This window comes from Pseudomonas sp. UBA7530 (genome assembly GCF_002479365.1).
Taxonomy (GTDB): Bacteria; Pseudomonadota; Gammaproteobacteria; order Pseudomonadales; family Pseudomonadaceae; genus Aquipseudomonas.
Genome location: NZ_DLMS01000011.1, coordinates 430917 through 442163, shown reverse-complemented (window position 1 = coordinate 442163; position 11247 = coordinate 430917). Strand labels below are relative to the sequence as shown.

The window sequence follows — 11247 nt, the reverse complement described above, 5'->3', positions numbered from 1 at the left end:
TTGCCAGCACCGCTCGGCAACAGGTAGCCCCCGACCAGGCAGCCGTAGCGAAACGGATCGCACCGCTCGCCCGTGCATTCCAGCTTCGATGACTTTCGCTCGGACGATGCCTTGTCATCGAGCGCCCCCCAAGAGCGCGGACACCGCGAACCGACCTGTGCCCCCCACACAAGGGGGCGGCGGCAGCTCCTGCCTTCGTGGGTAATCTGGATGGTGCCGCGCCAGACACTGTCGAGCACCCTGCCCAGGCGGTGCAGCGCGTGCACCAGGCCAGCGCTGAGTGCCAGCGACAGAACACCAGCAGAAACCGAGGTAAACCTGAACATGTTCAGCAAACCACTGTTTATCGTCTCACTGGGCATTGCTGCACTCGCGCTCATCGGGTCTACAGAGCGCTCGACGATGATCGCCAGCCCCAGGCAGCCCCAGGCGCTCTCGACGGCGCTGGTCGATATCTGGCCACGGTAGCCCGCTCACAAGCGCGCAATGCGAGCCGGCCTCCACAGCTGCGCGGCCCCTTCTCGCCAGCCCCGGTTACTCACGGGTTAACGGGCATGAGGAAGGCGTCGCTGCGCGACTTTCACGCTAAGATAAGGCCGGCCAACCACACACGAGTGCTTCCTATGCCGGACCAACCGATCAACCTCGAGAATGAGTTCCTCAGCAGGGCCCGCTATGCCAAAGGTAAGAAGACTCTGCAGGCAATTCTCGATGCCACCTATGACCTGATCATCGAGGAAGGGCCGACCGCCGCCTCGCAGAAGGCCATCGCCGAGCGGGCCAGGGTGACCCAGAGCGCAGTGCGCCACTATTTCCCGACCAAGGAAGACCTGCTGGTTGCGTTTTTTGCGACCGGTATCGAGCGTCTGCGCCACCTACTCAAGGCGAAGATCGCCGAGGTCGAGCTCGACCCCCGCACCCAACTACTCGATATCGCGGCCCTGCACTTCTCGCGCATCCGCGACACCGACGACGTGTTCTTCTTCGAGGCCACGGCCTTCTGGCGGCGCCACCCAAACTACAGTGAAGTACGTGACCGCTGGTATCAGGAGGCGAGCCGCTACTACCAGGGGCTGGTGCAGAAGATTCATCCGGAGTGGAGCGAGATGCGCTGTATTGAGACCAGCTATCAAATCCTCACCCTGATACTCGGCGGCTGGATCACGGCAGGACGCTCGAGGCCTGTGCACCAAGAGCGTGACCAGGAATCGCTGACTGCAATACTGCTACGCGGGATCGAGCGGCTGATCGACTAGCAGGCGGCGCCACGGCTCGAGCCCCCCTCCGGCACATCCGGCAGCCAGGACTCAGCGCACCCGCCTCACGGGCCGATCAGGCCAGCACCAGCACATGATCCCGACGCTGCAGCGGCCGGGCCAGGCGAATCGCTCGCGGACCGGCGCCGAAAGTGCAGCGGCGCACGCCAACGCCTTGTCCAGCAACCACAGCGCGTGCGGCGCGCTGGCCCGGCTGCAGCGGGCGCCACGCCAGTCCGACACTACCAGGCCGAGGCTCGGGTGCACCTTGCGCTCGCCGTCGAGGCCCACCAGCTGGCCTGCGGGCAGGTCGGCATGGCTGTCGACCCAGGCGTTGTGATGCTCGGCATCGGCCAGCAGTTGGTGGCCCCAGTCTCGGAACAGCAGGGCCAGCACCGGCTCCAGGGTGGCCTGGATGGCCTGGATGGCGTAGCCGGCCAGGTAGCTGCTTTCCGCACAATCGGGGAACTCGCCGTCGGCGATATTGACCAGGTTCATGCGTTCGGTCCAGCGGTAGACGTTGGGCGCGCGTTGCGTCATCAGCATCGCCGGCACCGGGTCGCGGCCAAGGTGGGCAAACAGCGGCGCCATGAAGCCAAAGTCGGCGATGCTCGGCCGGCCGCCGAGCAGGTACGGGTAGTGCTGGAAATGCACATCCAGCGCATCGAGCAAGTCCAGATAGGCCGCCTCCACCGCCGGGATGGTCTCGGGCGTGACCCCGAGAAGCGGCAAGAAGCCATTGAAGTAATCCATCAGGGCGGCGCCGGCGGCAAGCCGCCCTTCACGGTCGGGCCCGCTGCGCACCGCCCGACCAAATTCGGCGCGCAGGAACTGCTCCTGCTCGGCGCGGTAGCTCCAGCGATAGTGCATGGCCGCAGCCAGCAAGCCTTCGCTGCCAAAGCCGTCGAGCAGGTGCGCCACGCAAGCCTGCACCGGCGTTGCCGGGAACATGGGATTGTCGGGAAAACGCCGCTCGAGCGCCGCGAGGATGTCGGTACTGTCCTGAATCAGCTCGCCGTCCGGCAGTTCCAGTACCGGCGCTACTATCAGGCGCACGGCGGACACTATCTGGGTCCGGAAGCGCGGATGCGACAGCAGCATCTCACGAAACGGCAAGCCTTTCTTGATCAGGTAGGAACGCACCTTGCCGGTGTACAGCGAGTGGGGCGTACCCCAGAGGGTCAGGGTTTGGGCGTACTCAGTCATGCTGGGCTCACTGCTTCTGAGGTGATTGGGGGCAGGCCACTGTTGCGCCTGATTATTAGGCGCTCGGACGCCAAAAAACTTGTGATTTTGGAGCAGATCTACACCCGCGCCCCTCAGCGGAACTTGCCGCTCCCACGGGACGGCGGCTTTACCACGCCACCTACCGGTCGGGCGCAAGCGCCGCGTATCGGCATGCCGGCAGCGTTCCAGGTGGGCGCTCAGGCTATGGCATGCGGCGCGGAAATTGATGCATGCCAACAAAAAGCGCATCTACATTGTTCTGTTCGGACTGGCTTGCAAACTGCGTAGCAACCCGCGGGGCATCCACCTCAAGGCCAATCAGAAAACAAGACCAGTGCGAGGATTGATCATGACCGTTATGCCGTTAACCAAGCCCGAGCAGCCAGTACTTGGCACAATCGACCATCCTGCCGCCTGGACTGCGCAGAGTCTGATGGCGCAGACCGACCAGTGGATCTAACAGCTGAACGCAGACGATATCGCCGAACTGGATGCCGCTCTGCGGCAGATCAGGGCCGAGGGGCTGCAGGTACCGAATTTCTGCAAGGACGATTTTCCGATGCCGAAGCTGGCGGCCAAGTTGGCACCCTATACAGCGAGCCTGGATTTCGGCCTCGGCATTCTTTACATCAAGGGCTTTTCGGTCAGCCGTTACACCAAGGATCAGGCCAGTGCGATCTTCTGGGGGATAGGTTGCCATATCGGCAGGTCCTGGGTGCAGAACAATCGTGGCCACCTGCTCGGCGACATTCGTGACGAAGGCCGCAGCCTTGACGACCCAATGGCGCGCGGCTATCAGACCACGGCAGATCTGGACATGCACACCGACGGCGCCGACATCGTCGCGCTGCTGTGCCTGAAGCAGGCGCCGGAGGGCGGGGAAAACCAGCTCAGCAGCGCCGTGTCGGCCTACAACAGGTTGCTGGAGAGCGACCCGCAGGCACTCCGACATTTGCTGGAAACCGAATATTGCATCTACTGGCGAGGCGAACAGCCGGCGGGTGAAGAGCCCTTCCACCGGGCCAGGGTACTTACCCCCGTCGTGGGTGCCGTGGCCTGCCTGAACCTGATCGGCTATATCCACAGCGCCCAACGCCTGCCGCGGGTCCCGCGCCTTACTGAGCAAGACCTTGAAGCCTTCGCGGCATTCAAAAAGGCCATCTGGGCCGAAGAGCTGGTGGTGCGCGTGCGCCAGGAGCCCAGCGAGAAGCGCCATCTGCGCCGCCTCTGGCTGGAAAGCCCGGCATGGCAAGGCAAGCGGCCGGCGGCCATGGAGAGTCTGCTGCGGGTCTCGAACACCTAGAAGCACCCCGAATCCAGCGTGCAGATGTGGGATCACATGTAGGCGCGCACCAGGCCTGGTCGGGCCATGGGCTCCCGCAGAAACCGCGCAGTGCCGGCAGGCCCTGCGCGGTTTTTCTTTCATCTGATCTTCACCATCCGCTTGCCGCGTTTGTCGCTGTGCAGCAGGCCAACTAGGCTCTCGAAACTGTCCAGAATGCCCTCGAACACAGTGATGCGACTCGCGGCCACCCGGGCGTGCAAGCGCTTCTCGCTTCGCCCAGGCGGTCGAAGAAGTCGGAACGACTGCAGTGCTCATCACCGGCCCAGCGTGCGGTTAGGCTGCTTGGCGCCTTCTCGCGGTCGTGTTCCTGGTTGCCGTCTGCAAGCTGCCTGCACTCCTGATTTGTCAGGGAACGGATGACCAACCCAACAAACACCACACGCGAGTTGTTTCCAACATACGACATCGCCGGGAAAAATCCGACCGGGGGTACAAAACAACTCAGCCGCGTGGTATTTTCTCTTCCAGCCCGCGCCGCCGACCGAAGCTTCCGGTACCGCCAGGGCAACCGCCGAATCACATGAGGATGAATCATGAGCGCTATGCAACTGACCAAGATCAACCACCCGGCCGCCTGGACTGCCCAAAGCCTGATGGCGCAGAGTGACCAGTGGATCTACCAACTGAGCGAAGAGGACATTGCCGAACTGGACGCCGCGCTGCAGCAGGTCAAGGCCAAGGGGCTGGTCGTGCCGAAGTTCGGCAAGCAGGATTTCCCTATGCCGAAGCTGGCCAAGAAGTTGCAACGCTACCTGGACAGCCTCGTCTCAGGCCTGGGCATTTTCTACCTCAGGGGCTTTCCCGCCGAGCGCTATACCAAGGACCAGGCCAGCGCGATCTACTGGGGTATCGGTTCCTATATTGGCAAGCCTTGGCAGCAGAATGCCCGCGGCCATGTGCTCGGCGACGTGATCGATGAGGGGCGCAGCGTCAATGACCCCACCGCGCGCGGCTACCAGACCACCTCCGACCTGGACCTGCACACCGACGGTGCCGACATCGCCGGCTTGCTGTGCCTGAAGCAGGCCCCCGAGGGCGGCGAGAACCAGTTGTGCAGCGCGGTGGCCGTCTTCAACAAGGTGATCGAGGACAACCCCGCAGCGGCCCAGCATCTGCTGGAGACCGAGTACTGCATCGACTGGCGCGGCGAAGAGCAGCCAGGCGAGAAGCCCTACTACAAATCGCGCCTGCTGAACCGCCTGGACGACGGCGGCATCGCCTGCTTCTGCCTGACCGACTACGTGCGCAGTGCCCAGCGCTTCGACGAGGTGCCGCGCCTGACGGAGCAGGACCTGGAGGCGTTCGAGGCGTTCAAGCAGGCCAAGTGGGACGAATCGCTGGTGGTGCGCCTGCGCCAGGTGCCCGGCGACATGCTGTTCGTCAACAACCATTTCATGATGCATGCGCGTAGCGAATACAAGGATGCCGCCGAGTGGGAAAACCGCCGTCATCTGCGGCGCCTCTGGCTGGAGACCGACGTATGGGAGGGCAAGCGTCCGGCCGCCATGGGCGCCCTGCTGAAGAACGCCCGCGAGTTCTGGGAAAAGAACGACGTTGGCGTACCGATGTGGGATCAGCTGTAACGCTCGATCAACGAGTTACTGCCATTATTGTTTGTTACCAGAGAGAACCGAACATGACCCACCCGGTAATAGAGGTTGCGCAGCTGTCGGCATTGCTCGCCAACGGCACCAAGCTTGCGATCGTCGATTGTCGCTTCGATCCCATGGCCTCCGATGCAGGGAGACAAGCCCATCTGGCCGGGCATATTCCGGGCGCGCACTATGCTCATCTGGAACTGGACCTGTCAGCCGCGGACAAGTCCGCTGGCGGTCGCCACCCGATCCCAACGGAGGGCGAGTTCACGGCCCTACTGCAGCGCTTCGGCGTCGATGCCGACACCTTGCTGGTGACCTACGATGCCGGGGACCTGGCTGCCGCATCGCGGCTCTGGTGGATGGCTCGCTACTTTGGCCATGACAAGGTGGCGGTGCTCGATGGCGGTATCGCTGCCTGGGTCGCGGCAGACCAGCAAGTCGAGCCCGGAGCGGTGGCGGCTGGCAACGGCACCTTTGCGGCGAACATCGACCCGGCCCTCTGCGTCGATTTCCAGGCGGTGTGCTATGGCGAGTATCGCCCGGTACTGATCGACAGCCGCGACCCACCCCGCTACAGCGGCGAAGTCGAACCGATCGACCTGCATGCCGGGCATATTCCCGGCGCCATCAACATGCCCTGGCGCGAATCACTGGGTGAAACCGGCCTGCTACGCGACGCCGAAGCCCAGCTCGCCCGCTGGCAGCCGCTGTTTGCCGACAAACCCGCGCCGATTCTTTATTGCGGCTCCGGGGTCACCGCCTGCGTCAACCTGCTGGCCCTGGAGCTGGCCGGGCTGAGCGGGGCGCGGCTCTATCCCGGCAGCTGGAGCGACTGGTGCCAGCGCGGTGGCGTGGTTGCTACCGGCAACGCCTGAAGACAACGAGGAGTCAATAGATGTCGGAGCAACTCAGCCGGCCGGGGCGCCTGCGCCCCGCACCAGAGAGCTTTCTCACGGAGGCGCAGATCGGCGAGGTCAAAGCCGGGCGCCGCGACTTCCTGCGCAGCAGCCTGCTGGCCGCTACCGCAGCCCTAAGCGCCCCCCTGGCCGCTAGGGCGGGCGCCGGCGATCCGGCGATCCGGCGATCCTCGAGCTGCCCAACTGGTCGAAGAGCGCCGGCCAGCCGGTCGCCGCCCGTCCCTACGGCCTGCCCTCAGAGCATGAGGGCAACCTGCAGCGCCGCGAGATGCGCGGCCTGTCGAAGGTCAGCGGCAACTCCGCCTCCTTCACCCCGCTGCAGGGGCTGTTCGGCATCATCACGCCCTCCGGCCTGCACTACGAGCGCCATCACCAGGGCTGGCACGACGTCGATCCGGCCCGGCACCGCCTGATGATCACCGCGTCCACTCCAACCTTAATCGACAAACCCATGGTGTTCAGCATGGATGACCTGATGCGCCTGCCGTCGGTATCGCGCATCCACTTCCTCGAGTGCGGTGGCAATACCGGCACCGAGTGGGGCAGTCCGCTAGTGCCGACGGTGCAGTACACCCATGGCCTGCTGTCCTGTTCGGAGTTCACCGGAGTGCCGTTGCGCCTGCTACTGTAACATTGTGGCGTCGACTTCAGGAAGGCGCGTTACCTGCTGGCCGAAGGCGCCGACGGTGCCTCCCTGACCCGCACCATCCCGATGGAACTGGTCGAATCCGGCGAGGTATTCGTCGCCTATGGGCAGAACGGCGAGATGCTCCGCCCGGAAAACGGCTATCCGCTGCGCCTGGTCGTGCCGGGCGTGCAGGGGGTGTCCTGGGTCAAGTGGTTGCGCCGCATCGAGGTCGGCGACCAGCCCTATGCCACCCGAGAAGAGGCCATCCACTACGTCGACCTGATGCCCGATGGTCAGCATCGCCAGTACACCTCGACCCAAGAGTGCAAGTCGGTCATTACCAGCCCCTCGGGTGGGCAGACCCTGCTCACTCGGGGGTTCTACAACGTCACCGGCCTGGCCTGGTCGGGACGCGGCAAGATCAAACAGGTCGTCGTATCCTTCGATGGCGGGCGCAACTGGACGCCGGCGCGCCTCGATGGCGCGGTTCTGGACAAGGCCCTGGCCCGCTTCAACATCGACTGGGTATGGGATGGCCGGCCGGCGATTCTGCAATCGCGCGCCATCGACGAAACCGGCTATGTGCAGCCGAACTACCGGCAGTTGCGCGCAGTGCGCGGCAGCCAGTCGATCTACCACAACAATGCCATCCAGTCCTGGGAAGTGGCGACCAGCGGCGAGGTGAACAATGTCCAGGTACTCTGAAGCGCTGCTGTTGTGTGCGCTCCTGGCCGGCTCGGCAGCAGCGGCCGAGGATCCCTTCCAGGGCATCGGCCGCGCCGCCACGCCGGACGAAGTGCGTGCCTGGGATATCGACGTGCGCGCGGACTTCCTCGGCCTGCCGGCCGGCTCCGCCAGCGTGGCCGAGGGCAAGCAGATCTTCGCCGAGAAGTGCGCGGCCTGCCATGGCGCCGAAGGCGAATCCAACGCCATGTTCACCCCGCTGATCGGCGGCACCGACGCGCAGGACGTCGAGGTCGGGCGGGTCCAGGCACTCAGCGCCGGCCCCAGCCGCGAACGCACCGTATTCATGAAAACCGCCACCCTGTCCTCGCTATTCGACTATATCCAGCGCGCCATGCCCTGGACCGAGCCCAAGTCGCTGCAGCCGGACGAGGTCTACGGCGTGCTGGCCTATCTGCTCAACCTCGCCCAGATCGTCCCGGCGGACTTCGTCCTGAACCAGGCCAACATGGCCGAAGTGCAGGCGCTGCTGCCCAATCGCAACGGCATGACCAACGACCACGGCCTGTGGCCCGGTGCGCCGGCCAGCCAGGGCGGCATGGGCAACGGCGGCACCCCGGATGTACAGGCCGAGGCCTGCATGCAGGACTGTAGCGAGGAGATCAAGCTGAGCCCGCCGGTACCGCCGCCGATGCGTCAGGCCCAAGGCAACCCCGCCGAGCAGAACCGTAGCTTCGGCGCTGTGCGCGGAACCCCGCTCAGCACTAACTAACCCCCGCGCCATGGGGGGGGCGGTGACTCCTCCTGTGAGTTCACAATGCTCCCAAGCTGGAAGAAAACAGGATGAGCATTGTGTCTACCCAACAAGAACAAAACTCTGCAGCCGCCCATCAGTCATCCAGGTCACACCTGTACCTGTGGCTGATGTTCGCCCTGCTGGTTGCCCTGATGATGTCCAACTACCTGTCGCGCCAGGTGGTGACCGTACTATTCCCCTTCCTGAAGAACGATTGGAGCCTGTCGGACGCTCAGTTGGGTTCGCTGGTCAGCGTCGTCGCATTGACCGTCGGCCTGCTCTCTCTTCCCATTTCGCTGCTGGTCGATCGCTACGGGCGAGTACTCGGCGTGACCCTGATGGCGCTCATGTGGGGCGCTGCCACCATCCTCTGCGCCATGGCCGGAAACTTCATGCTGCTGCTGGTAGCCCGCATGCTGGTCGGCGTTGCCCAGGCGGCCTTCGGTAGTGCCGGCGGCGCCATTTTGCTGGGGCTGTTCCCGGCGCGCCAGCACTCCACGGTCATGGGGGCTTTTCTCGCGTCAGCCCTGTTCGGCTCGGTGTTCAGCATCGTCCTCGGTGGCATCCTCGCCGAGCGCTATGGCTGGCGCACGGTTTTCGTGGTCTTCGGCGTGATTGCCCTGGTGACAGCCGCACTGTTTCGTCTGGTTGCCCGTGAACCTGCAGCGGCACAGGGTCAGGCAGAGACCGGAGCGGCCAAGCTGCCCATGCGCCAGGCACTTCGCGCAGTGTTCTCCTCTTGACGGCCAACTACGTTTACCTCGGCTGCGGCCTGCAGATGTTTACCGTGGGAGCGACCATTGCCTGGATGCCCAGTTTCCTCAATCGCTACTACGCCATGGAACCAAGCGAGGCCGGCCTCAAGGCGGGCCTGCTGGTGCTGGTATCAGCCGTCGGTATGACCCTCGGTGGCGCCCTGGTCGATCGGCTCGCACGCCATGCGCCGAAGCGCAAACTGAGTCTCACCGCGCTCTACGCCTGCGCCACCATGCTGTTGTTCATCGTCGCGTTCAGCATTGCTCCTGGCGTGCTGCAACTGCTGCTGATCGGCACCGGCATGCTTCTCTCCGGCGCCCACAGCGGCCCCTCGAGCGCGGTGGCGACCTGCGTCAACGATCCACGGGTGCATGCCACCGTGCTGGCTGTGATCGCACTGGCCATCAGTTTGCTGGGCATGGCACCCGGCCCCTTCCTCACCGGTTTGCTGGCTGACTTCACAGATCTGTCCACCGCCATGGCCGTGATGCCGCTCGCGAGCCTGTTGGCCGGACTCTGCTTCATCGTCGCCAACCGGCACTACAGCAAGGATGCCCAGCGCTTTCAACTCGGTCCCGAGTCGGGTATCAATGCGTTGGAAACCGGATGCCCGAGCCCGAGCACCGCTGAGATGGGCAGTCAGGGCCAACCTGCCAGCCCCCCCCCCGCGACGCCTAAACTGCAGGCACCGCGCCCCAAGAGGTCATGAACATGTCCCGTTACTACCTACTGTTGCTGCTCATACTGATCAACATATTGAGCTACGTCGATCGGCACATGCTGCCGGCGTTCGCCAGCCAGATTTCTGCTGACCTCGAGCTCTCCCGCCAGCAGTTCGGCGCGCTGACCGGCTTCGCCTTTGTCACCGTGTATGCACTCAGCGGCCCACTGATGGGCGTGCTAGCCGACCGCTACAACCCGAGCAAGGTCATCGCCTGCGGCATCCTGCTATGGAGTGCGATGACCTTTATCACCGGGCTGGCCAAGAACTTCCTGCACCTGCTTATCCCACGCATGGCCATCGGCATAGGCGAAGCCACCTTGCACCCTGCTGCCGCAGGCATACTCGGCCGCCTGTTCTCATCCAGCCAGCGAGCTACCGTCTTCGGGCTGTTCTTCATGGGCAGCCAGATCGGCCTGGGGCTGGCGTATTGGTTGGCCGGTAACGTGGGCGCTGACATCGGCTGGCGCAACATGTTCTACCTGCTGGGCGGCCTTGGCGTAGTGATCAGCCTGTTGCTGGTGCCGTTCTTCCGGCTCACCAGCAAAGAGTTGCCCGAAGGGCATGCACAACACAGGTTGCCAGGGCTCTCCGTGCGCGCCATGTTGAGTCAATTGGCTACGGCATTCAGGGGCAATGCGAATTTCCGCTGGGCCGTGATCGGCATGTCAGTCATGCATATGCTGTATGCAAGCACCCAGTTCATGCAGCTGTGGCTGGTGGCCGATAAAGGCCTGGAGCAGTCCGCTGCCTCGTCGCTGTATGGCGGTATCTTCCTGGCCTGCGCCATTCCCTCGTCCCTGCTCGGCGGCATGGCGGCCGACTGGTTCTGCCGCCGCTTTGCCAGCACGCGCGCCCTGTTCATCGTCATCGTCGTGCTGATCAGCGCGCCCTTGCTGATACTGTTCCGCCTCTCCACGCCAGGAACACCTCTGTTCTATACCGGCATGGCGGCATCCGTATTTATGTTGGCCTTCCCCTATGGCGCAATGTTCTCGCTGGTGCTGGACCATGCACCAACAGGCATTCAATCGACAGCGGCGGGCTTCACCATGTTCATCGCCAACGTGCTGATCATCGGCACCGGCACCTACGCCATCGGCTTCTTCGCCGACGTATTCGAGGCGCAAGGCGTGGCCACGCCATTGACCACGGCCCTTCTCGGGGCGGATTTCATCACCCTGCTGGCGCTGCTGTTCTATTTCAGGCTGCACCGGTCGACCCGAGATCGGGGGGCGCTGCAATTGCTGCATAACCAGTGAGCGAGTGCCGGCATTGGTCTGCAGATGCTCGCGGGCACCGGTCGCCGCCGGATGTGG

12 protein-coding genes and 1 pseudogene are annotated in these 11247 nt (G+C 64.0%); 12 read left to right on the top strand and 1 reads right to left on the bottom strand.

What is annotated here, in order from left to right; translation table 11 throughout:
• The first annotated feature begins 324 nt into the window (after positions 1-324).
• Complete coding sequence (locus tag B2U07_RS15990; RefSeq protein ID WP_296277344.1) at positions 325-468, top strand: hypothetical protein; 144 nt, start codon at positions 325-327, stop codon at positions 466-468.
• 155 nt (positions 469-623) lie between these two features.
• The gene (locus B2U07_RS15985) at positions 624-1256 is read left to right on the top strand and encodes a TetR/AcrR family transcriptional regulator (RefSeq protein WP_296277343.1); all 633 of its coding nucleotides are present in this window, start codon (positions 624-626) and stop codon (positions 1254-1256) included.
• Positions 1257-1307: 51 nt separating this feature from the next.
• Here the strand turns inward: B2U07_RS15985 and B2U07_RS15980 are convergent, their stop codons facing one another.
• Positions 1308-2462, bottom strand: a complete 1155-nt coding sequence (locus B2U07_RS15980; protein ID WP_203477186.1) for a glutathione S-transferase family protein — start codon at positions 2460-2462, stop codon at positions 1308-1310.
• Between the two features lie 247 nt (positions 2463-2709).
• Between B2U07_RS15980 and B2U07_RS15975 the strand changes: the two genes are divergently transcribed.
• From B2U07_RS15975 to B2U07_RS15930, 10 genes and pseudogenes are all read left to right on the top strand, one after another.
• Complete coding sequence (locus B2U07_RS15975) at positions 2710-2943, top strand: hypothetical protein (RefSeq protein WP_296277342.1); 234 nt, start codon at positions 2710-2712, stop codon at positions 2941-2943.
• Between the two features lie 99 nt (positions 2944-3042).
• Complete coding sequence (locus B2U07_RS15970) at positions 3043-3786, top strand: TauD/TfdA family dioxygenase (RefSeq protein ID WP_203477184.1); 744 nt, start codon at positions 3043-3045, stop codon at positions 3784-3786.
• A 575-nt stretch (positions 3787-4361) separates the two neighbouring features.
• On the top strand, positions 4362-5411 hold the full coding sequence (locus B2U07_RS15965) for a TauD/TfdA family dioxygenase (protein WP_296277341.1): 1050 nt from the start codon (positions 4362-4364) through the stop codon (positions 5409-5411).
• 53 nt (positions 5412-5464) lie between these two features.
• Positions 5465-6301 (top strand): sulfurtransferase, encoded by an 837-nt coding sequence (locus tag B2U07_RS15960; RefSeq protein ID WP_296277340.1) that lies wholly within the window; start codon positions 5465-5467, stop codon positions 6299-6301.
• Between the two features lie 310 nt (positions 6302-6611).
• A pseudogene (locus tag B2U07_RS15955) lies at positions 6612-7157 on the top strand (molybdopterin-dependent oxidoreductase); the annotation flags it as partial.
• A 96-nt stretch (positions 7158-7253) separates the two neighbouring features.
• Positions 7254-7676: a hypothetical protein gene (locus B2U07_RS15950; RefSeq protein ID WP_296277631.1), complete on the top strand. Its 423-nt coding sequence runs from the start codon at positions 7254-7256 to the stop codon at positions 7674-7676.
• Positions 7660-8427 (top strand): c-type cytochrome, encoded by a 768-nt coding sequence (locus B2U07_RS15945; RefSeq protein WP_241474455.1) that lies wholly within the window; start codon positions 7660-7662, stop codon positions 8425-8427. Before B2U07_RS15950 ends, B2U07_RS15945 begins: the two co-directional genes overlap by 17 nt.
• Positions 8428-8507: 80 nt before the next feature.
• On the top strand, positions 8508-9194 hold the full coding sequence (locus B2U07_RS15940) for an MFS transporter (RefSeq protein ID WP_296277339.1): 687 nt from the start codon (positions 8508-8510) through the stop codon (positions 9192-9194).
• On the top strand, positions 9191-9916 hold the full coding sequence (locus B2U07_RS15935) for an MFS transporter (protein ID WP_296277338.1): 726 nt from the start codon (positions 9191-9193) through the stop codon (positions 9914-9916). The genes B2U07_RS15940 and B2U07_RS15935 overlap by 4 nt, the downstream gene beginning before the upstream one ends.
• A 2-nt stretch (positions 9917-9918) precedes the next feature.
• Positions 9919-11190: an MFS transporter gene (locus B2U07_RS15930; protein ID WP_296277337.1), complete on the top strand. Its 1272-nt coding sequence runs from the start codon at positions 9919-9921 to the stop codon at positions 11188-11190.
• Positions 11191-11247: the final 57 nt, after the last annotated feature.